The organism is Rudanella paleaurantiibacter, from assembly GCF_009184635.1.
GTDB classification, from domain to species: Bacteria; Bacteroidota; Bacteroidia; order Cytophagales; family Spirosomataceae; genus Rudanella; species Rudanella paleaurantiibacter.
This window is the reverse complement of the sequence record NZ_WELI01000001.1, coordinates 271,223-295,106: the sequence shown is the minus strand read 5'-3', so window position 1 is coordinate 295,106 and position 23,884 is coordinate 271,223. Positions and strand designations below refer to the sequence as shown.

At 55.5% G+C, this 23,884-nt stretch carries 27 protein-coding genes; 18 read left to right on the top strand and 9 right to left on the bottom strand.

Annotated elements, in window-relative coordinates:
• Nucleotides 1-129 precede the first annotated feature (129 nt).
• The 7 genes from F5984_RS01260 to F5984_RS01230 all read left to right on the top strand — a co-directional run bounded on the left by F5984_RS01260 (nucleotide 130) and on the right by F5984_RS01230 (nucleotide 6,640).
• Nucleotides 130-483 carry an S-adenosylmethionine decarboxylase family protein gene (locus F5984_RS01260; protein WP_152122078.1) on the top strand — a complete coding sequence of 118 codons (354 nt, stop codon included), beginning with the start codon at nucleotides 130-132 and terminating at the stop codon, nucleotides 481-483.
• Nucleotides 480-1,793 carry a DUF4178 domain-containing protein gene (locus F5984_RS01255; protein WP_152122075.1) on the top strand — a complete coding sequence of 438 codons (1,314 nt, stop codon included), beginning with the start codon at nucleotides 480-482 and terminating at the stop codon, nucleotides 1,791-1,793. The genes F5984_RS01260 and F5984_RS01255 overlap by 4 nt, the downstream gene beginning before the upstream one ends.
• Nucleotides 1,794-1,807: 14 nt before the next feature.
• Nucleotides 1,808-2,011 (top strand): hypothetical protein, encoded by a 204-nt coding sequence (locus F5984_RS01250; protein WP_152122073.1) that lies wholly within the window; start codon nucleotides 1,808-1,810, stop codon nucleotides 2,009-2,011.
• A 153-nt stretch (nucleotides 2,012-2,164) separates the two neighbouring features.
• Nucleotides 2,165-2,371, top strand: coding sequence for a DUF350 domain-containing protein (locus F5984_RS01245; protein ID WP_152122071.1), 207 nt, complete (start codon nucleotides 2,165-2,167; stop codon nucleotides 2,369-2,371).
• Nucleotides 2,364-3,947, top strand: coding sequence for a polyamine aminopropyltransferase (locus F5984_RS01240; RefSeq protein ID WP_152122069.1), 1,584 nt, complete (start codon nucleotides 2,364-2,366; stop codon nucleotides 3,945-3,947). Before F5984_RS01245 ends, F5984_RS01240 begins: the two co-directional genes overlap by 8 nt.
• A complete protein-coding gene (locus tag F5984_RS01235) occupies nucleotides 3,944-5,587 on the top strand; it encodes an FAD-dependent oxidoreductase (protein ID WP_246168756.1) in 1,644 nt (547 codons plus the stop codon). Before F5984_RS01240 ends, F5984_RS01235 begins: the two co-directional genes overlap by 4 nt.
• Nucleotides 5,588-5,605: 18 nt before the next feature.
• Nucleotides 5,606-6,640 carry a hypothetical protein gene (locus F5984_RS01230; protein WP_152122065.1) on the top strand — a complete coding sequence of 345 codons (1,035 nt, stop codon included), beginning with the start codon at nucleotides 5,606-5,608 and terminating at the stop codon, nucleotides 6,638-6,640.
• 109 nt (nucleotides 6,641-6,749) lie between these two features.
• Here the strand turns inward: F5984_RS01230 and F5984_RS01225 are convergent, their stop codons facing one another.
• Nucleotides 6,750-7,076 carry a GNAT family N-acetyltransferase gene (locus F5984_RS01225; protein WP_152122063.1) on the bottom strand — a complete coding sequence of 109 codons (327 nt, stop codon included), beginning with the start codon at nucleotides 7,074-7,076 and terminating at the stop codon, nucleotides 6,750-6,752.
• Between the two features lie 69 nt (nucleotides 7,077-7,145).
• On the opposite strand from F5984_RS01225, the gene F5984_RS01220 reads away from it, so the two are divergent.
• Both F5984_RS01220 and F5984_RS01215 read left to right on the top strand, forming a co-directional pair.
• Nucleotides 7,146-7,634, top strand: coding sequence for a (2Fe-2S)-binding protein (locus F5984_RS01220; RefSeq protein ID WP_152122061.1), 489 nt, complete (start codon nucleotides 7,146-7,148; stop codon nucleotides 7,632-7,634).
• Between the two features lie 3 nt (nucleotides 7,635-7,637).
• Nucleotides 7,638-8,129, top strand: coding sequence for a nuclear transport factor 2 family protein (locus F5984_RS01215; RefSeq protein WP_152122059.1), 492 nt, complete (start codon nucleotides 7,638-7,640; stop codon nucleotides 8,127-8,129).
• A 9-nt stretch (nucleotides 8,130-8,138) separates the two neighbouring features.
• Here F5984_RS01215 and F5984_RS01210 read toward each other — a convergent pair whose 3' ends face one another.
• Entirely contained in the window at nucleotides 8,139-8,324 is a 186-nt protein-coding gene (locus tag F5984_RS01210; RefSeq protein ID WP_152122057.1) for a hypothetical protein, read from the bottom strand.
• 106 nt (nucleotides 8,325-8,430) lie between these two features.
• On the opposite strand from F5984_RS01210, the gene F5984_RS01205 reads away from it, so the two are divergent.
• Nucleotides 8,431-9,090, top strand: a complete 660-nt coding sequence (locus tag F5984_RS01205; protein ID WP_152122055.1) for a murein L,D-transpeptidase catalytic domain family protein — start codon at nucleotides 8,431-8,433, stop codon at nucleotides 9,088-9,090.
• A 176-nt stretch (nucleotides 9,091-9,266) separates the two neighbouring features.
• Nucleotides 9,267-9,488 (top strand): hypothetical protein, encoded by a 222-nt coding sequence (locus tag F5984_RS01200; protein ID WP_152122053.1) that lies wholly within the window; start codon nucleotides 9,267-9,269, stop codon nucleotides 9,486-9,488.
• 541 nt (nucleotides 9,489-10,029) lie between these two features.
• Here the strand turns inward: F5984_RS01200 and lgt are convergent.
• Entirely contained in the window at nucleotides 10,030-10,863 is an 834-nt protein-coding gene (gene lgt, locus F5984_RS01195; protein WP_152122051.1) for a prolipoprotein diacylglyceryl transferase, read from the bottom strand.
• 248 nt (nucleotides 10,864-11,111) lie between these two features.
• On the opposite strand from lgt, the gene yidD reads away from it, so the two are divergent.
• The 3 genes from yidD to F5984_RS01180 all read left to right on the top strand — a co-directional run bounded on the left by yidD (nucleotide 11,112) and on the right by F5984_RS01180 (nucleotide 12,341).
• A complete protein-coding gene (gene yidD / locus F5984_RS01190) occupies nucleotides 11,112-11,321 on the top strand; it encodes a membrane protein insertion efficiency factor YidD (protein ID WP_152122049.1) in 210 nt (69 codons plus the stop codon).
• 182 nt (nucleotides 11,322-11,503) lie between these two features.
• Nucleotides 11,504-11,878, top strand: a complete 375-nt coding sequence (locus F5984_RS01185) for a co-chaperone GroES (protein WP_019987937.1) — start codon at nucleotides 11,504-11,506, stop codon at nucleotides 11,876-11,878.
• 112 nt (nucleotides 11,879-11,990) lie between these two features.
• Nucleotides 11,991-12,341 (top strand): DUF4174 domain-containing protein, encoded by a 351-nt coding sequence (locus F5984_RS01180; protein WP_152122047.1) that lies wholly within the window; start codon nucleotides 11,991-11,993, stop codon nucleotides 12,339-12,341.
• A 113-nt stretch (nucleotides 12,342-12,454) separates the two neighbouring features.
• On the opposite strand, the gene F5984_RS01175 is transcribed toward F5984_RS01180, so the two are convergent.
• From F5984_RS01175 to F5984_RS01155, 5 genes are all read right to left on the bottom strand, one after another.
• A complete protein-coding gene (locus F5984_RS01175; RefSeq protein ID WP_152122045.1) occupies nucleotides 12,455-13,930 on the bottom strand; it encodes a sialate O-acetylesterase in 1,476 nt (491 codons plus the stop codon).
• Between the two features lie 65 nt (nucleotides 13,931-13,995).
• On the bottom strand, nucleotides 13,996-14,715 hold the full coding sequence (locus tag F5984_RS01170; protein ID WP_152122043.1) for an SDR family oxidoreductase: 720 nt from the start codon (nucleotides 14,713-14,715) through the stop codon (nucleotides 13,996-13,998).
• 136 nt (nucleotides 14,716-14,851) lie between these two features.
• A complete protein-coding gene (locus F5984_RS01165; protein ID WP_246168755.1) occupies nucleotides 14,852-15,733 on the bottom strand; it encodes an alpha/beta hydrolase in 882 nt (293 codons plus the stop codon).
• Between the two features lie 93 nt (nucleotides 15,734-15,826).
• Nucleotides 15,827-16,969, bottom strand: coding sequence for a DEAD/DEAH box helicase (locus F5984_RS01160; RefSeq protein ID WP_152122039.1), 1,143 nt, complete (start codon nucleotides 16,967-16,969; stop codon nucleotides 15,827-15,829).
• Nucleotides 16,970-17,019: 50 nt separating this feature from the next.
• Nucleotides 17,020-18,348: a DEAD/DEAH box helicase gene (locus F5984_RS01155; protein WP_152122037.1), complete on the bottom strand. Its 1,329-nt coding sequence runs from the start codon at nucleotides 18,346-18,348 to the stop codon at nucleotides 17,020-17,022.
• 91 nt (nucleotides 18,349-18,439) lie between these two features.
• Between F5984_RS01155 and F5984_RS01150 the strand changes: the two genes are divergently transcribed.
• From F5984_RS01150 to F5984_RS01135, 4 genes are all read left to right on the top strand, one after another.
• Nucleotides 18,440-19,774 carry a DEAD/DEAH box helicase gene (locus F5984_RS01150; protein ID WP_152122035.1) on the top strand — a complete coding sequence of 445 codons (1,335 nt, stop codon included), beginning with the start codon at nucleotides 18,440-18,442 and terminating at the stop codon, nucleotides 19,772-19,774.
• A gap of 26 nt (nucleotides 19,775-19,800) precedes the next feature.
• Nucleotides 19,801-20,376 carry a DinB family protein gene (locus F5984_RS01145; RefSeq protein ID WP_152122033.1) on the top strand — a complete coding sequence of 192 codons (576 nt, stop codon included), beginning with the start codon at nucleotides 19,801-19,803 and terminating at the stop codon, nucleotides 20,374-20,376.
• Nucleotides 20,377-20,771: 395 nt separating this feature from the next.
• Nucleotides 20,772-21,482, top strand: coding sequence for a pseudouridine synthase (locus F5984_RS01140; RefSeq protein ID WP_152122031.1), 711 nt, complete (start codon nucleotides 20,772-20,774; stop codon nucleotides 21,480-21,482).
• A gap of 98 nt (nucleotides 21,483-21,580) precedes the next feature.
• A complete protein-coding gene (locus tag F5984_RS01135; RefSeq protein ID WP_152122029.1) occupies nucleotides 21,581-22,078 on the top strand; it encodes a DinB family protein in 498 nt (165 codons plus the stop codon).
• A 36-nt stretch (nucleotides 22,079-22,114) separates the two neighbouring features.
• Here the strand turns inward: F5984_RS01135 and F5984_RS01130 are convergent, their stop codons facing one another.
• Nucleotides 22,115-23,473 (bottom strand): amidohydrolase family protein, encoded by a 1,359-nt coding sequence (locus F5984_RS01130; RefSeq protein ID WP_152122027.1) that lies wholly within the window; start codon nucleotides 23,471-23,473, stop codon nucleotides 22,115-22,117.
• Between the last annotated feature and the right edge of the window lie 411 nt (nucleotides 23,474-23,884).

The window sequence follows — 23,884 nt, the reverse complement described above, 5'->3', positions numbered from 1 at the left end:
CGTTAACCACCCGTTAAAACCATCTGCTTTGCTTCGGCAGCCTTTCAGACAAAATCCGATTTGCAAACGCGCTTAAAACGGATAGTTTTGTCATACTGACCATCAGACAGATACCGTTGGTCAGAACCCATGACTACCTACACCCCCGGCCTGCACATACTGGCCACCTTTACGGCCCCACTCACGCACCTGACAGATACCGACGGTTGCCGGACCCTGTTCGACGCCCTCATCGACGAGCTGGGCCTTGCCAAAGTAGGCGAAACCTACCATGCTTTCCCCAATGGCGGGTTTACGGCCGTTGTTTGCCTTACCGAATCACACGTGTCGATTCATACTTGGCCCGAGTTTGGCGTGGCTACATTTGACGTCTTTTTGTCTAACTTTCAGCGCAATAACGAGGCCAAGGTGCGTCTGTTTTACGCGCGCACACTGAGCCATTTCGACGCGACCGAACAAACCCGCCACGAACTGACCCGATGACCGACGCTCTACCCTCCGACTCGCAGCCCGCATCGGCAACGCTTCAGTGCCCCCACTGCGGACATACCATTACGTATTACGACGTAACGGGGAGTTCATTTTATGGTTGCCCCAACTGCCAAACCTTTTTCAAGTACGAAACCGAAAGCCTACCCCGACGCCTGACGCAGTTCGACAATCAGACCAAACCCGTATTGCCGGTTGGCACAGAAGGCTTTATAGAAGGGCAGTTTCACCGGGTGGTGGGCTACATGCACCGAAAAGAACGGGGCAAGCCCTACAACTGGGTTGAGTACATACTTTTTCGGGCCGATGGCGTGTACACCCAACTGGCTGAATACGAAGGCCATTGGACATACATAGTTCCCACCAAAGCCAAGTATAAAGAATACGGCAAAGGCGGAAATGCCTACTACGTCGACACCGAAGAACGGCAATACCGGCTCTACAACCGCTACGACCCTCAGACCCTGCTGGCCATTGGTGAGTTCGACTGGAACGTGCTCGACGACGACCGGATGCGTGTATCGGAGTACATCAACCCGCCCTACACCCTCGTGGCTGAGGTATCTTCTACGCGCACCGATTGGTACAAGGGCATCTATAAAACCCGTCAGGAGGTAGCCAACGCCTTTGGTCTGAGTCCCTCCGACCTACCCAAACCGCAGGGAACAGGGGCCGCCCAACCCGCCATCAGCCCTGAGAAATGGCAGGGGGTTCTGTCGTTTACGGGCATGGCTCTGGTGATTTTGTTCGGGCTGCAACTCCTGCTGGCGGTTGTAAAACCCCGTCAGTTTGTGCTCGATACCACCTACAGCACCGAACTCGACACCGGTGCCACCAACGTGAGCAACGGCCTGTTTAAGCCGGTCATCTCGCCGTCGTTTACCATCAAGGGTCCGGCGGCTCTCGAAATCCGGGTGTCGGCCGACATCGATAATCAGTGGGTGGAGCTTCCGATGAGCCTGGTGAACGAGCAAACGGGCCAATCGTACGAGTTTACCAAGGTGCTGGAGTATTATCACGGTGTGGATGGGGGCGAAAGCTGGTCGGAGGGCGGAGCCGTCGACGAAGCCGAACTGTCGCGGATTCCGTCGGGGCGGTACCATCTGAACCTCTACCCTATCTCACAGGGAAAAACCAGTGTGCGGGGCTCGCTCCGGGTGACCCAAAACCCAACGATCTTCGGCAACCTGATGATATTGCTGACACTCCTCCTCATTTATCCCATTTACCTCTTGTTCAAAAAACAGATTCTGGAAAGTAACCGCTGGCAAAACAGCGACTTTGCGGATGAAGGAACCGAATAAACTTACTTGCTCCCATGCTCAAAAACCTTTCGGCTATTAAGGTCTACGTTTTCCTGATCGCGCTTTTGCTCGGCGGATTCGCCTGGGCGGGCCTGACGGGTACCTGGCTCACCGGCGACGACCTCGACAGTGTCGAAAAACGCGACGACAAAAAAGGCTTCCACCGGTCGGTAGGGCGCGGCTACCGGGGTGGTCGCAGTGGGTTTTATCATAAATAGGAAAAAGGGAGAAAAGGACGAAGGGAGAAAGGGAGGAAAGGAAGCTTATTCGCAATCGCCTGTTGCTCACTGTTCGTTGTTCATTATTCATTGCTCATTGCTCATTGTTCGTTGTTCGTTGATAACTGTTCACTGTTTTAACTCTCCAATTGTATGGAATACAAATACATCGTTGCTTCGATTGTTTACTCGCTGGTAGGTATCGTGATTCTGGTCATTTGCTTCGTGACCATCGAAAAAATTGCTCCGGAAAATCTCTGGAAAAAGATTGTTGATGAGCAAAACGTAGCGCTCGCGATTCTGGCCGCTGCGTTTATGATTGCCCTGTCGATCATTATCAGTTCGGCAATTCATGGCTGACGAACCCACCGACCCGTTGGCGGCTTCTAAAACTCACCGGCCTGAGGGCGAATCGCTCAATTCGTTCCAGATTCTGCTGCTCCTGTCGGTCTTTGTGATTGCTACCTGCGGGCTTATTTACGAACTCATTGCGGGCACCCTCGCCAGTTATCTGCTGGGTGATTCGGTCACGCAGTTTTCGACCATCATCGGGGCGTATCTGTTTGCGATGGGGATTGGCTCGTGGCTATCGAAATACCTCGACGGCGACTTGCTGCGTTGGTTTATCCGCATCGAAATTCTGGTGGGCATCGTCGGCGGGTTTAGTGCCCCGTTGCTGTTTGTACTGTTCGAGTACGTGGCCTCGTTTAGGGTGGTACTGTACGGGCTGGTGGGACTTACGGGCATTCTGGTAGGGCTCGAAATTCCGTTGCTGATGCGGATTCTGGAGCATCAGCTTTCGTTTAAAGACTTGGTATCGAGGGTATTCACTGTCGATTACATAGGAGCCTTGCTGGCGTCGGTTATTTTTCCGCTGGTGCTGGTGCCACAGCTCGGCCTTATTCGTACAGCCCTATTTTTCGGGCTGCTCAACGTGCTGGTAGCCGCTTTTGTCCTGTACAAATTCCCGCAAACCCGCCCCTACCGCACCGCGCAGGGTATGCTGATTGGCTTCACGATACTGGGCTTACTCGCGGGCTTCGCCCTGGCCGAACGGGTGATGACCTACACCGAAAGTGTAGCCTTGCAGGACAAGGTAATCTACAGCCAATCGACGCCGTATCAGCGCATTGTACTCACCAGCAACGCCCGCGAAATGCGCCTGTACCTCAACGGCAACCTTCAGTTCAGCTCGGCCGACGAATACCGCTACCACGAGGCCCTGGTGCACCCGGCCATGCAAGCCAACCCACGCGCCCGGCGGGTACTGGTGCTGGGCGGGGGCGACGGACTCGCCGTGCGGGAGTTGCTCAAATACCCGGCTCTGCGCACCATTCGGCTGGTGGATCTGGACCCCGGCATGACACAACTGTTCAGGCAAAACGAACTCCTGTTGAAGCTAAATAAGCGGTCGTTACTGTCGCCCAAAGTCGACGTGGTCAATGCCGATGCCTACACCTGGATTCGGCAGGATACCGCCCGCTATGACGTGGTAGTGGTCGATTTTCCCGACCCGTCCAACTACTCCATTGGCAAGTTGTACAGTACCGCTTTTTACCGCGAACTCGACCGGGTGCTGGCACCGGGTGGTGTCGTGGTGGTGCAATCGACCTCACCCTACGTGGCCCGGCGGGCGTTCTGGTGCATTGCACACACGCTGCAAGCAGTGGGTCTGCGTACCTTCCCCTACCACGTACACGTGCCGTCGTTTGGTGAGTGGGGCTACGTGCTGGCCAGCCGCACAACCGAGCGCACAGGCTGGCCCAGCCCCAACCGGCTGAACCTCCCCGCCGGCCTGCGGTATGTGAGCCCACTTACCTTACGCGACATGACCACCTTTGCGCCCGACATGGCCGAGGTGCCTACCGAGGTCAACCGGCTCAACAATCAGGCGCTGGTTCAGTATTTTGAAGATGAATGGAGCGCCGTGCCATGAAACCCAACCGCCGGACTTTTCTGACCCAAACGGCCCTCGGCGTAGCAGCACTGGCCACAGCTCCCCTACTGCCGGGCTGCCGCACGGCGCAGGCCATACCCGGCCAAACCCTCGGGCCAAACCACCGGGCGGGCCACTGGCTGCGGGGGCCTTTGCCCGACCTGACCCATACCGCCCCGGCCGAAACACATTCGGCAGAGGTAGTTATTGTAGGCGGGGGTATTGCCGGCCTGTCGGCACGGCGGTGGCTGGCCAAAGCTGGTATAACCGATGTGTTGCTGCTTGAGCTGGAGGAAAAAACCGGTGGTAACTCGGCAGCGGGCCAAAACAGCGTGTCGGCCTACCCGTGGGGTGCCCACTATCTGCCCATTCCCGACATCCGCAACCGCGAACTCCTCGATTTTCTGGCGGAGGCAGGGAGTATTACCGGGTACAACCAGGCCGGACTGCCCCTGTACAACGAATACCACCTCTGCCACGACCCCGAAGAACGCCTGTTTATCAACGGGCATTGGCAGGAGGGCCTCGTGCCTGAAATTGGCGTGCCTACCCGCGACCGCGACCAGATTCGGCGGTTTTTTGCCGAGATTGAAACCCTCCGGCAAGCCGTAGGTACGGATGGCCGCGACGCTTTCGCTATTCCACTCGACCACTCATCAGCCGACGCCCGCTACCGGAACCTGGATATGCAATCGTTTGCCGATTACCTGACCCAGAAAGGGTTTACCTCGCCCTACCTGCGCTGGTATCTGAACTACTGCTGTCAGGACGATTACGGCATTTCGCTCGAACAAACCTCGGCCTGGGCCGGGCTGCATTATTTTGCCGGGCGCAAGGGGCGGGCCGCCAACGCGCCGGGCTCGGCCGTGCTGACCTGGCCCGAAGGCAACGCATTTCTGGCCGACCAGTTGCGGCAACAGGCCGAAACACCCACCTGCACAAACACCCTGGCTTTTTCGCTCGAACAAACCGAAACAGGAGTTCGGGTGCTGGCCCGCGACCTGGCCCGCAACCGGACCGTAGCCATCAACGCCCGAACGGCTATTCTGGCTACGCCTGCATTTATCACCCGTCGACTACTGGGCAAAGCGGCACCGGCTGCGGCACCGCAACCCTTGACTCATACGCCCTGGGTGGTTGCCAACCTCACGGTCGATGCGCTGCCGCAGGGACCGGGTGTACCGCTCTGCTGGGACAACGTGGTGTACGGAACCGATTCGGTCGGCTATATTTCGGCCAACCATCAGCATCTGCACGATAGCCCGCAGCGGGTAATCACGTTTTACAAACCCCTCACGGGCCATACCTCCGCGCAGGTGAGCGAAGCCCGGAAACGAGCCTACGGCACCACCCGCGAGGAGTGGATTACCGAAATCCTGGCCGAACTCGAGACGGCCCACCCCAGCATTAGCCAGCACGTGCAGGAAATCGACATCTGGGTGTGGGGGCACGGCATGGCAGCCCCGGCGGTGGGTGCGCTCTGGCACAGCAACCGTACGGTACAGAGCCAACCGATTGGCCATTCGATTTATTTCGCCCATACCGATTACAGTGGTATATCGATTTTTGAGGAAGCTTTTTACAGCGGCATCCGGTCGGCTCAGGCCATCCTGGCCAACCGACAATCCACCGCCCTCTAACCGCAACACCCTGCCGCCGTGACACAACCCTGGATTAAATCGCCCCGATTCGATGGTCTGTTTATTCTGCTACCGCCATTCGCGGCTTTGGCGGTTGTGTTGCTGTTGCCCGAACGCTTCCGCAGTACCGACGAGATGCCCGTGATTGCCTGGGTGAGTCTGGTACTACTCATCGACGTGGCTCATGTGTACAGCACCTTGTTTCGGACGTACTTTGACCCGGCCCGGTTTCGGCCCCGGCGCACGCTGTTTCTGACCATCCCGGTACTGTGCTACACCGTAGGCGTGGGGTTGTACAGTCTCGATGCCGGGTGGTTCTGGCGCGTACTGGCGTACCTGGCAGTGTTTCATTTTGTGCGTCAGCAGTACGGTTTTCTGCGGCTTTATTCCCGCACCGAAAACGCCCCCCGGCCCTACCGCCAACTCGACACCGTGGTGATTTACGCGGCTACGCTCTACCCATTACTTTGGTGGCACCTGACTCCGGGGCGTCATTTCAACTGGTTTGTGGATGGCGATTTCTGGCAAACGGCCTCTCCCCAAACAGGCATCCGCACGGTCCTGACGGCCCTTTATATCGGTTTACTGCTCCTGTACGCGGCCAAAGAGGTGCGACTGTACCAGACCCGGCAGTGGGTCAACTGGCCCCGCAATCTGCTGGTAGCAGGTACGGCCCTATCGTGGTACGCCGGTATTGTACTTTTCAACGGCGACGTAGCCTTTACCATGCTCAACGTAGTGGCCCACGGCATACCCTACATAGCCCTGATTTGGGTTACTTCACGGCCTAGCCGGGGCGTGTGGGCGTCGCTGTTACGTTCGTATGGCATTGTCTTTTTCCTGGGCGTACTGGTCGTACTGGCCTATCTGGAAGAGGGCCTTTGGGATGGACTTGTCTGGCGCGAGCACCCGTCGGTGTTCGGTATGTTTGGGCAACTCCCGCCCGTTCAGACTGATACCTGGCTCGCCTGGCTGGTCCCTCTACTGTCGCTCCCCCAATCGACACATTACGTGCTCGACGGCTTCATCTGGCGCAACCGCCCCGAAGGCTAACGGAGTGGCATTACTCCTGAATACTGGACATTAGATGTTGGACTCCTCTACAGAATGGTACCAAGTCTAGCGTCTAACGTCTGAAGTCCGAATGTCCAGTACTGAAGTTTTACTCCTCCCCTGCCCCGAAACTACTGGCGGGGTATGTTTTCGAGACAATCCGGTTCCATTCGGGGTGGTGCTTGATGTAAGCAACCACAAATGGGCATATCGGTACAATGTACAGGTTGTTACGCTCGGCGTATTCGAGCGTGCCCAGCACCAGCCGGGAGCCAATGCCTTTTCCCTCCAGTTCGGGGTGTACTTCGGTGTGGGTGAGGGCCATCGTCTCATCGTCGACCATCTGGTATTCCACTACAGACAGGTGGCCGTCGGTGTCCAATTCGAACCGATGGCGATGGGTATTCTGCTTCACAACAGTCGATGCTTCATTCATGATGAAAGAGTTTTTTGCTTCAAAACGGCATTTTTACAAACTTTACGCAACAGAAAACAGCACAACCCAATGGCTACTATCGCGCTTACGATCAACGGCAAAAAGCATTCGCTCAACGTCGACCCTCAAATGCCCCTCCTTTGGGCAATTCGCGACGTAGTGGGCCTCAAAGGTACGAAGTTTGGTTGCGGCATGGCCCAGTGTGGTTCCTGCACGGTTCACCTCAACGGCGCACCGATTCGGTCGTGTGTGACGCCCGTGTCGGCGGTTGCCAATAAGAAAATAACCACTATTGAGGGCATTGGCACCGAAACCAATCTGCACCCGGTACAGCAAGCCTGGATCGACGAGCAGGTACCTCAGTGCGGCTACTGCCAGTCGGGCCAGATTATGACCGCCGTGGCTTTGCTCAACAGCAAACCGAAACCAACCGATGCCGACATCGACGCGGCCATGCAGGGCAACCTCTGCCGCTGCGGCACCTATGCCCGGATTCGGAAAGCCATTCACCGGGCGGCAGAGTCGTCGGACAAACCGACAGCCACCACGGGCAAATAAGGCATGCGTTTGCAGACATGGCTTTGGAGGCATAACGCGGCAGGCAACACCCCGGCCCAAACCCGGCTACGTTGCCTGTTTGTGTGGCTGTCTCTGTTGCCCCTGTCGGGTTTGGCCCAGAAAAAAGTAGAAGACCAGATTCGGCAACTCACCAAACAGCGTTTCGACGCGCAGGTCCGGCGCGACACCGTTTTTCTGGAAAAAGTACTGGCTACCGATCTGGTTTATCACCATCCCGACGGTGTTTCGGAGTCGAAACGAGACTTTATTCACAATGTCGCATTGCCACGCGTTCGGTACACCGCTATCGAGGTCGAAGACGCTACCGTACGCGTGTACCGTACCACTGCTGTAGCCACAGGCAAAGCGCGTCTGATTCAGCTTCAGAATAGCCAGCCAACGCCGGTTTATGTTCTCTACACCGATGTGTACGTGAAAGGCCGCTGGCTCTGGCAGTTGGTCAGCTCGTCGCTCATACCCGTGCCGACACCCTAACCCGCTCCGTTATTCAGCGGGCGTATCTGTATTTTTTGGGGCCTGCTCAGCCCCTTCGGCTTCGGTCGGGCTCATATAAGGCGCCTGCTCGTCGGCCCCCTCGGCGGTAGCCTGTTCGCCCTGTGCCATAAGTTGCACCACGCCCTGATTATCATCGTCGGCGGGGTTGTATAGGTTGTCCTGATTTGTTTCCATACCCACACAACACGTTTACTCAATAAGGGTTTGCCCAATATGAGCGAACGCCATTTTTGGTTATCTTGCCCAACCGTTTTGGAACCGTAACCCGCCAAACGACCGTATGAAACGAATTGCTTTACTAACCCTCCTTTGCTGTAGTACCGTCGTTTTAGGGCGTCAGCCCATGACTCCCCGTACGGCATCATGGTCGAAACTATACGATCAGCTTCGGTTATCGAAAGTGGGCCTATCCCGGGTTGCGTTTGAGTATGCGATGGTCGGTTTGCTCAATATGGAGACCCGCCCCACGGTTATTTCGATTGCCGACATGAGCCAGCCCTCGACCAATAAACGGCTGTACGTGCTTGATCTGGCTAAGCAAAAGTTATTGTTTAACACCTACGTAGCCCACGGACGCAACTCCGGCGACCGCCTGCCCCGGCAGTTTTCCAACGAGATTTCGTCGAACCAGTCGAGCCTTGGCTTTTACAAAACGATGGGGTCCTATCACGGTAAACATGGCCTGTCGCTCAAACTGAAAGGGCTGGAACCGGGCATTAACAGCAACGCCTTCGAGCGGACTATTGTATTTCACGGGGCCGACTACGTGAGCGAAGACACCATTCGGCACACCGGTCGGCTCGGCTGGAGTCAGGGTTGCCCCGCTGTACCCAACCACATGAGTACGCCCATTATCAAAGTGATTGAGGGCGGTTCGTGCCTGTTCATTTTCTCTCCCGACCCCCGCTACCTACGACAGTCCAGCTTTTTGAGGGGGTAAAAATACCTTAGACACATACGCTAAAACAGGCTTATAGAGCTTGTAAAGCGGATTCTGGTTAATAGAAAAGTACTCCAACGCACCTATACTCTTAGGATCAGTTACCCGTGAGCAAAACGAGTGGACTTTTTGTTGTACTATTGTAGAAAGCATTTCCCAGCAACGATAACAGAGCCATGAAGACCCTGACTGTCAGCGACAAAGATTTCATTCGGGCTAAACAGTTACTGGCCCAGAACGGTATTCCGACCGAACCAGAGGAGGATAAGCCCATTCCTTTTTTACGAAAGAGTAAAGCCGAACCCGGTGAATCACCAGCCGCTTTCGGAGGCATATGGGCTAACGACGAACGAACATTAGCTACTATTCGGGCAAAAGCATGGCCAAAGCGAAGCTAATTCTGTGTGATTCTAACGTTCTGTTCGACTACTTCCGGGGTATCCCAATAATGCTACAGGAACTAGATGAGTTGGGATTTGATCGCCTTTGCATTAGTGTTATTTCAGAAGCCGAAATGTATGTGGGCATGAAGCGCAGCGAGATGCGTAAAACAACCGAAACAATCAACCGATTTAATATCATTGGTCTGGATTCGGAAATTTCGCGACACCTATCAAACCTTACCTGAGAACACTACCTAAAACGCCCTGGCATTGCTGATATGATTATTGCCGCCACGGCCCTGACTTATCCAGTGGAATTATTCACCTTCAACAAAAAAGATTTTGATTTTGTAGAGGGCATCAAGTTTTATCGACCTAAGTACAAGCATTCGTACGGTTCCAATGTCGACTGACTTTGGCGTTTTCTTTCAACTTCACCTTCCTAAACCATAAGCCCAAACACAAAGCCCCGACACGCATGACGTATCGGGGCTTCGGCTTTTAAATGGTATACCAATCGGCGAACCGAGTGTTTAAACAAACAGCTATCGTCCGGTCATCCGGCGCTCATCGACCGGTTCTGGAAACTCCGTACCAGGAAATAAACCCCCAGTAACACAGCCGGAATACTCAGAATTTGTCCCATGTTCAAGAACAGGGTATCTTCAAAAGCTACCTGATTTTCTTTCACGTATTCGTACAGGAACCGGAGTGTAAACACCCAAATCAGGAAAATACCCAGCATGCTGCCGCGTGGGGTTTTCTCTTTACGCTGGTTCCAGAACCAGAGCAGGAAGAAAAACAGGACAAAACACGACAGCGACTCGTATAACTGAGCCGGATGGCGCGGTACTTTAAACGGCTCAGTAAGGCCCCGGTAGTCGGCGTTCATAAAAATAAAACCCCAGGGCAGGTCGGTTTGGCGGCCAATAATCTCGGAGTTCATCAGGTTACCCAACCGGATAAACGCTCCGCCGAGGGCCACTGTGATTACAATCCGGTCGGTAACCCACAAAAACGTTTGCCCTGTTTTGTGACTCCCCTCCCGGCGCGAATACAACCATAGCGCCAGCAGGATACCGATGGTGGCCCCGTGGCTTGCCAAACCGGCAAAGGGCGGCATAAACACCTGAAAAGGGTTTTGCATAAAGGCTTCGGGCTCGTAAAAGATAAAATGCCCCAGCCGGGCCCCCAACACAGTCGAAATCACCATGTAGATGAGCAGGGTATCGGTGTCTTCTTCCGGTTTTCCTTCTTTTTTGTAGATGTAGGTCATGATTTGCATCCCGATGAGAAAACCCAGCGCGAACAGCAAACCATACCAGCGAATGGAGAGGGGACCAATTGAAAAAATTTCGGGATCAACATCCCAGACAATGTATTTGTGCATAACGGATTGTTTTCGGGGCCGTTGTGGTTTTGAGAACGGGCAAAGATAGCCGAAATGCGTTTTTTGTTTCGGGTTTCTGGTTCCAACTTTCGGCTTACCCGTATTTTAGTGAGTTTAGGGGCTCGGTTGTTCCAAAAACCGGCTCGGAATCAAATGTATATTGTACAGTGCAGAACGAACCAGTAATAATCTGCCAGTCGACAGGCTCGATCATTACCCATTGTACAGTATTCATTGTTCATTCACGTATGAAATCTGTTGTCATCGCTTTCGTCCGACTATACCAGGGGGCTATCTCGCCTTTCCTGCCTAATGCCTGCCGGTACACACCTACCTGCTCGCAATATATGATTGAGGCTGTTCAGAAGCACGGAGCCCTGCGGGGTGGCTGGATGGGCCTCAAGCGCATCAGTCGATGCCATCCCTGGGGCGGACATGGTTACGACCCCGTTCCGTGAGTCAACTCGTTTCACGCTGACATTTTGACAACCCGGCCCCGTTGTGCCCGAAATTTGCAGCTTCCCCTCTGGCAGCGTTTAGGCTTCAGCATGGCCGATGATGCTACTTGTATCATCCAAAACCTGCCCCATCAAATTCGATTACCCTACAGAAAACCTAAAGAGAAAAACTACCGACACGTATGATTAACATAACCCCCGACAACAAACTAAAGCGCCTGCTCGTGGTAGGCGACCGCGTCCTGATTCAGCCCAAAGACCCCAGCGACCGCACCGCCAGCGGACTCTACCTCCCCCCCACCGTGACCGAAAAAGAACAGGTGCAAACCGGCTACGTAATCAAGGTAGGACCGGGTTATCCGATTCCGTCGCCGGTGGATGATGAGCCGTGGAAAGAAACCGAAGAGAAAGTGAAATATATGCCCCTACAGGCGCAGGAGGGCGATACGGCCATCTACCTGCAACGTAACGCCATCGATCTGGAGTATCAGGGGCAGAAATACGTGATTGTGCCCCAGTCGTCGATTCTGCTGCTTGAGCGGTCTGAAGATTTATAGAGAAACGTCTTCGGCAGTTCATTGGTGGTCAATGAACTGCCGAAGACGCAAAATAAGCCATACAACAATCCTCCGCCCGGTTGGTTATGACTCCAACAATCACTCAACGGATATGGAAAGTATTGGCAACCTACACAAGTCGCTCAAGGCGACGCTCGACGAAAAGAAAAACAACCGGCGCGTGTTGCTCCTCTACGGCCGCGACGACGCCCAGCATTATATCATCGATCAGCAGGAGCAACTCCACGCGGCCGATGCCCAATTGAGCCAACACGATCTGGATGTGGTGGTACTCATTGCCTCTACCACCGTTGAGCCCGACCGCTGGTATCTGATGCATACCGAAGGCTTCAACCTGATTCCGTCCGAAGATTTCATCGGCTGGCTCATCGACAAAGATGGCTCCGTGAAGCACCGGTTTACCCAGCCTCTCTCCCCCGACGAACTGACAAAACACATTTGATTGACAATGAGCCTGTTTAAAAAACCATAGGCTCAAAAGAGGCACGAAGTCCCAATAAGGCATACCAGCAACCTCAGGCAGGGGATGCTACAGTCTTATTGGGACTTCGTGCTTTAAAAACGAGCCTGTTCCGTAATGCCTTTCCACGTATCGGTACGGAATGGCACCGCCGGAAAGCCCTCCCGATTGTACAGATTCACGTCTTTGTTATCATCGGCCCAGCCATAGCGCACGGCTACGGGCGTGGCTACGTCGGGCGATGTAATCACCACACTATCGCCAGTAATGCGAGCCTGTGCATAATGGAATTTACCATCGGCCCCGGCCACTTCGAAGCCGGTGAGGTAGCCGTATTTGTCGCGGGCCACCAAGCCCGTACCCACGTACCGAAACTTCACCACGGCCTCCCGACCCGATACACTCAACTGCTCAACCATAGGCCCGCGCGACGCGTCGGAGCCGCCACCCTCGGTTGGGTACGCTACGCGCAGCGCTTCGGCAGCTAAGCGCAACCCCACGGTTTTCTTGTCTTTGGGATGAATGTCTTTCGACTCGCCCACGTCGGAGGCAACGGCCATACCCGTATTGGGGAGCCGGAGAGTCATGGTTTGGGCCTCGCGGAGTTCGGCCCAGGTGCTACCAGCCTGGCTATCGCCATTTTTCGCACTAAAACTGGCCAGCTGTACGAACAAAAACGGAAAGGCGCCCGCACTCGGCACCTGGCGGTTCCACTGCCGGCGCCAGTCTTCGATCAGGAGTGGAAACGCCGTTCGGTACTGATACGCCCGGCCCGCGTTCGACTCTCCCTGGTACCAGATTACCCCCTGCATAGCCATCGGAATAAGGGGGGGCAACATGGCGTTGTACAATAGCGTACCGTACAGGTTCGGTTTGTTCTGGATAGACCGGATGGTGTCGTTGGGGGCCGGAATCCGGGCCGCAGCTTTTTGTAATTCGGGGTCCGATTCGAGGGCTTCGCGGCTTGTCCAGGTTTCCGAATGGGTGCCACCCCACGAGGTGTGTACCAGACCAACCGGCACGTTCAGCCGCTGCATGAGGGCAACGGCAAACTGATAACCTACGGCCGTAAACCCACCCACTGTAGCCGGGCTGCATACCTGCCACGCACCTTCGACATCCGTTTGCGGAGCCAAAGCTGTTGCCCGACGCACGGCAAAATGACGAATACGCGGGTGGTTCGCCTGGGCGATTTCTTCGGTCGCGTTGGCCGAGCCACTCACTTTCATTTCCATGTTCGACTGCCCTGAGCAGATCCAGACTTCGCCCACCAGCACGTCAGACAGGGAGGTTGTGCCCGACTTGGCCTGCACATTCAGAACAAAAGGACCACCGGCTTCCATCGGGTCGAGGTCAACACGCCAACGGCCATCTTTACCGGCTTTCACCGATTTGGATTGCCCGTTGAAAAGGACCGTCAGCCGTTCACCAGCATCGGCCCAGCCCCAAACCGGAACGGGTTTCCGGCGCTGCAACACCATGTGGTCGGCAAAGAATTTGGGCAAACGAACGGCCGCCGACAGGGGCAAACCGTACAGAAGAGAGAGGAGAACAAGTAGAAGGGGGCGCATAGAGTAACGTACGTTTCTACCAGAAGGCCCAAAACGGCCGAATCTACGACGCCCCCGAACGGCAATTATTTTTTACCACCGGGCAAAGTTGGGCGCACCTCTACTTTGCTAGGCAGGGTACGCGGGTGCATTTTCAGCAGATCGTACACGATATGACCGATGTCTTCGGGCTGAATTTTCCAGGCGTCGGCATCGGTGGGCGTGTGATTGTCGAAATACGTGGCAACCGAGCCGGGCATGATCGTCGATACTTTGATGCCTTCTTTACGCAGATCGAGCATGATAGCCTGCGTGAAACCCACGAGCCCAAACTTACTGGCATTGTAGGCCGACCCTTTCTCGAAAAAGTTGGTGCCCGCCAGGCTGGCAATCGAAATAAAATACCCTTCGGTTTGCTTGAGGGCTTCGAGTGAGGCTTTGGCCGTGTTGAAAACACCCGTCAGGTTAATGTCGATGGTTTCGTGCCACTGCTCAGGTGTCAGCTCCTGAATAGGTGCAAAATGGCCCACACCCGCGTTGGCAATCACGTAATCGAGCCGGCCCCACTGCTGCACAATTGCATCAACGGCCCGCTGCTGCGATGCCAGATCGCGCACATCGGCCGCTAAACCCAGTGCGTATCCTTCTTTAATGGTGTTGAGTTGAGCCGCAGCTTTGTCGGCAGCCTCCTGCGACCGGCTCGTAATGGCCACTTTGATTCCCTGCTGAATGAGCACTTCGGCTACCCCGTAGCCAATTCCTTTTGAGCCGCCGGTGATGTAGGCGGTTTTAATCTGGTCTGCCATGGAAATGGTTTGTCGTTTTTGGTGTATCGTTTTTCGTTTTTGCCCTGCATGAAGGCAGCAGTGCCCATGCGTATGCGATTGCATAAGCCTATTGACTCTGTATGCTAACCCACAGCAGCAACTGAAAGTTTAGCTACTAAGGCTTGGCCAGATCACGCAAATCGCGGTAGATGATGTTGTTTTTCCAGAAAAGGCCGGTTACCATTGGCACGTGCTTTCTGCCGGGAATCACCCGATATTGGCTCTGTACCCCCAGTTTCTGGAGCGTCTGATGAAACTCTTCGGTGCCTTTGATGATGCTCGGGTAGGTGCGTCCACCCGTGTACAGAAGCATAGGCGGAGCCCCGGCCTGTACCTGATACTGGGGCGAAACAGCCTGCCAGCCCGCTGGCTCTTTGCCAAACGGAATAAGGAACTTCCGGTCGTCGGGGTACTCCATCTTTTGCAGGTAGTCGTACATATTGATCCCGGCCGGGTCGTTCAGAATAGCCCCTTTCACCAACCCGGTGGGTAAGCCGTTGCGCGTGAACACCGTTGGTCCAGAAGCCAGTAACGCAGCCAGGCCGCCACCGGCTGAGTGCCCCATTACGTAAATCCGCGACGGGTCGCCCCCATAGGCGCTAATCTGACTGGCTACCCAGCCTACGGCCCGGGCACAATCGTCGGCCATGGCGGGTACCTCCACCGCAGGGGCCAGCCGGTAGTTGATAATTACAGCCACAAACCCCTGTTTAGCCAGGCGTCGGCCAATAAACCAGTATATTTTTTTGCTGCCGCTATTCCAGCTACCGCCGTGAATAAACACCACTACCGGGCGCGGAGTAGCCGACTTCCGGCGGGGTTGGTACACATCGAGCAGGTGCCGCTCGGGGTCGAAACCGGCGGTATTGGGGGCCAGATACGGAATATCGCGGGTGCGTTTGCTCGGGCGGGCCCAGCCGGTTGCGGTTGTTACAATTAGAAGAACAAAAACGGTCAGTACAACGGGCAGAGTGCCCATACAGCGAGTCGGTAACATGCGATTTGAATGGCAGAAATCGGCGGGCCGGGTGGCCTTTCAGGTATATATACCACCAACCCGGCGCGAAGGTTTCAACACCCCGATTCCAATTTACACCCCATGCAGGTCGAAGTCGGCCGAGTCGACAAAGTCGACCCAGCGGCCCATCTTTTTCTGGATGACCCGGAAATGGTGCTCGTCGTCGGGCGTGATGAGCGAGATCGCCTGCCCGCGGGCATCGGCCCGGCCGGTGCGCCCAATCCGGTGCACATAGTCTTTGGGCGAGCGGGGCAACTCAAAATTGACTACGTGCGGTAGGTCTTCAATATCGATACCCCGCGAGAGCAGGTCGGTTGCTACCAGCACCTGCAAACTGCCGGTTTTGAACTGATTGAGCACCCCAGTACGCCCACCCTGACTTTTCTGGCTGTGCATGGCAGCCGCCCGAATCCCGTTTTTATTCAGCTTGACCACCAGATTATCGGCCGTTCGGACCGACGACACAAACACCAGCACCTGCTTCATACCCTCTTTTTTGATGAGGTAGCGCAACAAGGGGCCTTTACGCTCGTCGCTCACCCGGTAGGCCACCTGTTCAATCTGACTCAGGTCGCGCTCCTCTTCTTCAACCTCCACCCAAAGCGGGTCGCGCAGGAGGTGTTCGCGCAGGGTTTGCACATCGCCCCCCAGCGTTGCCGAAAACAACAGCGTTTGCCGTTTGCGGGGCAGCATCCGAAACAGGTCGGTCATCTCGTCGGCAAAACCGAGGTCGAGCATTTTATCGGCTTCATCGAGCACCAGCGTCGACACGGCCGACAAACCCACGGCGTTCTGACTGATGAGGTCGAGCAAACGGCCGGGCGTTGCCACCACCACATCGGTACCACCGAGAGCCATCATTTGGGGGTTGATAGACACGCCCCCGAACACAGCTACCGTTTTAACCCGCCGGGGCAGGTCGCGCCCAAGGGTCTGAAACACCTCGGCCACCTGCACGGCCAGCTCACGGGTGGGCACCAGCACGAGCGTTCGGACGGAGCGGCCCGTAGCGGGAGGCTGCGTTTGCAAGCGTTGCAAAATGGGAAGCACAAAGCTCGCCGTTTTGCCCGATCCGGTGCGGGCCAGACCCATAATATCGCGCCCTTTCAGAATAGCCGGAATGGCCTGCTCCTGAATGGGGTACGGTTTCTGATAGCCCTGATCAGCTACGTTTTTAAGCAGCTGTTTCGACAGCCCTAACGAGGAAAATGACATAGAAAACAAATCACAGCGCACCCGAAACGGCCCGCCGTAAGACACGTGTGTTACTTTTTACCACTGCGTTTGATGGGCCGGCCGTACTTTTTCCGTTTCTCAGCCTCATAATCCCGCCGGACGTTTACTTTTTTATTCTTGTCGATCTTCTCCTGAAACGCCGACTCCGACTCCCGAATGCGGGCCACCTTGGGCTCCAGCGTTTTCATGCGGATGTTGGGTTGCTCATGATCAGCCAGTTCGTCTACCACCACGAGGTCGTCGGGGAGGGGCAACATCGGAATAGGCTGTTTCATAAACGCTTCGATGGCGGTTTGCAGGGGCTCGTCGGCGGGCCGGATAAACGACAGGGCCGTACCCCGGCGGTCGGCGCGACCGGTGCGGCCAATCCGGTGAATGTAGTTTTCGGGTTCGTCGGGCAAATCGAAATTAACCACGTGCGACACCTCGGCCACGTCGATACCCCGCGCCACAATATCGGTGGCAATCAGCAACCGATACCGGCCATCTTTAAACCGCTCTACGGCCTCGAACCGGTGCGTTTGGGCCTTGTTGCCGTGAATAAGGCCTACCTGATCGGGCAGCGAAGGAGCCAGTTCGTCGTACAGTTCATCGGCCAGCTCTTTAGTAGCGGCAAACACCAGCACCTTGCTCATGTCGGCATGGCGGTTGAGCAGCAACCGAAGCAGGTTTACTTTGGTATAAAAATTCGGAACGGCGTAGCCCTGTTGCTCAATGGTTTCGAGCGGGGTGCCTACCGGTGCGGCCTCTACCCGTACCGGGTCGTTGAAAAACGTATCCATCAGGGCTTCGACCTCGGGCGTGAGGGTAGCCGAAAACAGCAGATTTTGCCGTTTGGGGGGCAACAGATCGAGAATAGCCGTCAGCTGCGCCCGGAATCCCAGATTGAGCATTTCATCGAACTCATCAATCACCAACCGCTTGAGGGCTTTGGTCTTGAGCACCCCACTCGCCAGCAAATCGACTAATCGGCCGGGCGTGGCCACCACCACATCGGCCCCGGCCTGCACCTGAGCGGCCTGCGGCTTGAGGTTCACCCCGCCGTATACCCCCACTGTGAGCACATTCATGTAGGCCGTCAGGGCTGTGATGGTCTCGACCACCTGCACCACCAGCTCACGCGTAGGCACCAGAATGACAATCTGGGGCGTTTTGGCCGGTGAAAACTGGTGCTGACGTAGGCAAGGCAGCAAATACGCCACTGTTTTGCCGGTACCGGTCTGAGCAATGCCGCACACATCGCGGCCCGACATAGCCACGGGCAGCACCTTCTGCTGAATCGTTGTCGGGTGCGAATAACCGAGGTCGGCCAGGGCGTTGAGCAGGGGTTTGTTCAGATTCAGTTCGTCGAACGTCATAGTTGTGTTGTTGGAGCGAGTTTGCAAAGGTACGGCATTAACGAGTGCGGCCCGCACTCGTTCGCTCTTTCACTTTAGCTACCTTTGGGGTATGACGAATGAACGACAAGGGCAAGTGCTGGCCAATTTGGGCATTGCAGCACTCAACCCCATGCAGGAAGCCGCCGGGCAGGCCATCGGGAACGATTCGGATACGGTGCTTATAGCCCCGACGGGTTCGGGCAAGACGGTCGCCTTTCTGCTACCCGTGCTGCGGCTACTCAGGCCCGACCAAACGGGCGTACAATGCCTGGTGCTGGCTCCCTCGCGTGAGCTGGCGCTCCAGATTGAGCAGGTCTGGAAAACGATGGGCACCGGCTTCAAAGTAAATACCTGCTACGGCGGGCATTCGGTCGAAACCGAAATCAAAAACCTGAGCAACCCACCCGCCCTGCTCATTGGCACACCCGGCCGCATTGCCGACCATATCGACCGGGGCTCGTTTGACGCGGGTCGTGTGCAGGTGCTGGTACTCGATGAGTTCGACAAATCGCTCGAACTGGGCTTTCACGATCAGATGGCCTTTATTGTCGGGCAGTTGAGTGGGCTCCGCAAACAGGTGCTCGTTTCGGCCACGCACGGCATTCAGATTCCGGGCTTTGTTCGCCTGAAAAACCCGCAAACAGTCATTCACAAGGCCCCCGAAACGGCCGCGCCCGCCCTGACCACCGAGGTGGTGTATGCCCCCGACAAAGACAAAATCGACACGCTCTTTCGGTTGCTTTGTACCCTCAACTCCGAACCCGCCATTATTTTCCTGAATCACCGCGAAGCCGCCGAACGCACCCGCGACCTGCTGGCCGAACGCGGTATTCTGACAACCGTTTACCACGGGGGCATGGAACAACCCGACCGCGAACGGGCCCTGATCCGGTTTCGGAACGGCAGTGTGCGCTACTTAATTACCACCGATTTGGCGGCTCGGGGTCTCGATATTCCCGAAATGAAGTACGTGATTCACTACCACCTGCCCCTCAAAGAACACGAGTTTGTGCATCGTAACGGCCGCACCGCCCGGTTGCATACGTCGGGCGCGCCCACGTCGGGCACGGTCTATGTGATTTTGCATACCGACGAGCCCCGGCCCGATTTTCTGCCCCGGTCGCTGCCCGAGTTTACCCTGCCTCAACAGGCTTCGCTGCCCAAGCCCCCCGAGTTCCAGACGGTGTACATCAGCGGAGGACGTAAAAACAAGCTCAACAAGGTGGATATCGTAGGCTTTTTCTCCCAAAAAGGCGGTCTGGAAAAAGGCGACCTGGGCCGTATCGACGTGCAGGATTTTATCTCATTTGCGGCCGTGCGGGCCGATAAAGTCCGGGGTTTGCTGGGACGAATAGGTCAGGAAAAGATGAAAGGCAAAAAATACAAAATCGAGGTAGCCCGTTGAGTATTCCACCCGTAAACAAACCAATCATGCAAAATTTAGAACCAACGCCCGTAACGGGGCCTGTTACCAACGAGCAACGGTCCTATGCACTCGATGCCCTCCGTAGCACTGCCGAAGCCCTGCACCAATCGGTTGCGGGCCTGACCGATGCTCAGCTGAACTACAAACCAGCCGACAACCGCTGGTCTATTGCCGAAAACCTCGAACACATTGCTCTGGTCGAAGCCGGACTTTTTGCCGGTATTCAGAAAGGCATGACGTACCCCGCCAACCCCGATAAACGGGCCGATGTCCGGCTAATCGACGTAGATGTGATTAAGGCCGTTCGGAGCCGGACGGTCTCGTTTCCGGCCCCCGACCCGTTTGTCCCGACCGGGCGTTTTGGGGATTCGGCCGGGTCGTTGGCGGCCTTCGATGCCGGGCGGGCCCAAACGGTCGCGTTTGTCGAGACGGTTGCCACCGACCTTCGTCAGCATTACATCCGGCACATTGCCCTCGGCTGGCTCGATTGCTACCAGGGCGTACTTACCATTGCCGCCCACGGCGAGCGGCACCGCAAACAAATTGAAGAAATCAAAGCCAGTGCGGGTTTTCCGGCTTAGCTTATGACCCAGCCACAATCAAATGAATAATGTACAGTTTCAGTACCGGACATTCGGACTTCAGACACTGGACGTTAGACTTAACGTGAATTATGGATAGTTGCTGACGCGTAGGCCTTCGACAGGCTCAACCGCACGCGGTCCGGGCTGACCACACATTTGCGAGCTGCCCGTCAGCCTGAGCCTGTCGAAGGCCTACGCGTCAGCAACTATCTGTTTAACAGCTGATTGATACGCATCTTACCCTTAACTCACCTTAGACTTACTACCTTTATACAGGGAGGTCCAACATCTAATGTCCAGTATTGAAACGTACAGTGTAGAATGAAATTAATACCCTGATAATCAACAGGATAAGCCATTCTTCTTTTACATTATTCATTGTCACTTCCCTTATGACCGAGTCATTACCCATTCTGTACCAGACCGAAACGCTCGTTGCCGTCAACAAACCGCACGGGCTGCTCGTACACCGGTCGCCCATTGCGAGCGATGTGAGTGAGTTTGCAGTGCAGATTCTACGCGATCAACTGGGGCAGCGTGTGTACCCCGTTCACCGGCTCGACCGCAAAACGGGCGGGGTACTTCTGTTTGCCCTGACCGAAGCCATGAACTCGGCTATGCAGGTGCAGTTTGCCGAGGGGCAGGTCGATAAAACGTACCTCGCCATTGTGCGCGGTTACACCCCCGACACCCAAACGATTGACTACCCCCTCCGTCGCGACGATGACAACGGTCGGCCGGGGCCGTTGCAGGAGGCCGTTACGCACCTGCGCACACTTCGGCGCACCGAGATTCCGTTGGCCCACGGTAAGCACACCACCTCGCGTTACTCACTCGTTGAGCTGACGCCCACCACGGGCCGTATGCACCAGCTGCGAAAGCACATGGCGCACATTATGCACCCGATCATCGGCGACCGGCCCCACGGCTGCAACAAGCAGAACAAGCTGTTTCTGGAGCAATTCGGCATGAATACCATGCTGTTACATGCCAGCCGGATTGAGTTTCGGCACCCCGATACGGGTGAATCTGTTGCGATTGAAGCCCCCATTCAGGCGGAGTTTGCCCGTATGCTTCAAACCCTGTTTGAGGGCACGATCTGAGCCGTTTTTGAATAAACCTCAGCCCATACAAACCCTGCTGACATAGGGCTGTCACCACCCTCCGCGACCTTTGTAAGGTAAAACAAACCCCAAAGATTATGTCGCACGTAGATGCTTTGATGAAGGAAATGCAGCAGGAAGCTCAGACCACCCGCAAGATGCTGGAGCGGATTCCGAACGATAAGCTGGATTGGCAACCCCACCCCAAAAGCATGACCATGCGGAATCTGGCCACCCACATTGCCGAGTTGCCAGCCTGGGTACAGTTGGCCGTGCATACCGACGAGCTTGACTTCGAGACGTCGCCCTACCAGCCCGCCACCGTCAATAGCACCGCCGATTTACTGGCCTTGCACGAAAAATCACTGGCCGAGGGTCTCGCCAGCCTCGAAACGGTGACCGAGGAGCAACTCCAGCCCATCTGGACGCTGCGTTCGGGCGACACCATTTTGAGTCAAACCACCAAAGGCGAGATGATTCGGATGTCGTTTTCGCAGATTGTGCACCACCGGGCGCAGTTGGGTGTTAATCTACGCCTGCTCGATATTCCGATTCCCGGCAGCTACGGCCCCAGTGCCGACGAGCCCATGTTTTAAACCCGTTTGTTGTGGCTGGAGCGGGGTGGTCTGCTACTACCGCTCCAGCTTTTTAAGCTCCTGCTGAATGTAGGATTTGGGAAGCCAATTAGTGCCCATCATAACCCCTTCGATATTGCGGGTTTGGCCAATATCGGTCAGAGGGTTGCCACTCAGCAAAACCAGGTCCGACACAAAACCAGCTTTCACCATCCCCGAATCCGCTTTTTTGAGGTATTTAGCCACGTTTACCGTACCCGTCCGCAAGGTCTGGTAAGGGGTCAGTCCCGCATCGACCAGGTATTTCATTTCGTGATGAATCGAGAAGCCGGGCACATTGAACACCTGCGGAGCATCGGAGCCGAGCAACAGCGGCACGTTGTTTTTCTGGCATTCGAGCAGGAGTTGCCGACGAATCTGAATCAGTTTTTCAGCGTTTTCTTTCCGAAAGTTGGGGTCGCTCAGGTATTTGTTTTTAGCGTTGACCCACCCCTGAATTTCCTGCGGCTTCATGTACTTCATTTCCGGGGCACTCGTGTACGCCGACACTGGCAATGGCGACTGCCACCGCTCGGCCAAAGCCTGCGTAGGTACCACATGAATCTGCCGGTCGCTCAGGGCTTTAATTAGTTTCGGAATCAGGCGCGGGTCGGCGCGGTGGGCAATCCAGGCCCCAAACAGGCCGGTTTCGGGCTCGGCGAGGGTATCGCTGCCGGGCGTAATGGCCTCAATGAAACCGTCGAGGTGGTCGATGGAAGAGTAGTCGGCTTCGATAGCCCGCCATACGCCCACATTGAACGACACATGCCCCACAAACGGAATCCCGACCTCTTTGGCGGTGCGGGCAATGGCCGGAAACGTTTCTTTGGTCAGGCCGGGGTGGAGTTTCAGAAAATCGTACCCGGCGGCTTTTTGCTCGCGTACCATTTGGGCACCACGGGCGGCCGTTTTCACCGACTGACCGTTGAACGACGGCCCTGTTGCGTAAAAATGAGGCCCCAGAATCTCGCCCGCCTTGATTTTGCTCCGTAGTTCGAGGTGCCGCGAGTGGCCCAGCATCCCGCGAATGGTAGTGATGCCGTTGGCCAGGTACAGCGTGAGCACCTCTTTCATCGGTTCGATATCATCGATGGGCGGCACATGCGCGTGCATCTCGGCCCAGCCGGGCATGAGGTATTTGCCTTTTCCGTCGATAATCAGGGCATCTTTGGCAAACCGAACGCTACCTTCGCGCCCCATCGCCGAAATGCGGCCATTGCGCACAACCACCGTCTGGTTTTCGAGTACACGTTCGGCGTCCATCGGAATCACAGCCACCGACCGAAACACCACCTCCCGGTCCCGGTTGCTCATCAGGCCCTGCGCCCGCACCGATACGGTCAGCGCCATCAGTAGTATACATACAAGGCTTCGCATACGCTGTTTGATTATTAGTTTGACGATTTTGGGTTGGTGCCTGTTGCAACCGGTTTCAACGGTGTAAGCTATCCAATCAGGCCATCTACTACACCCCTCCGCTCCAACTGGTAAAAGCCCCTTACTGGTACAGGTGCTGACGCACAGCATTAGACCCTTATCCGGCCACCGGAGCACCCTAACTTACCTTATTTAAAGTATTGGCATTTATACAATTTGTATAAACAGGAATAAACACCTTACTTTATCAAAAATGGGAATAGGTTGCTAAGTAAACCTACGCTAAAGTAAACTGTATTTACCAAAAAGATACAACTTTACCCCGAAAGGCTCCAATTTGATAATAAATGACCTCTATTGAGGCCTAATTGAGCCAAGTTGACTTATCAAACTGTTTCCGTAGTACCTTTG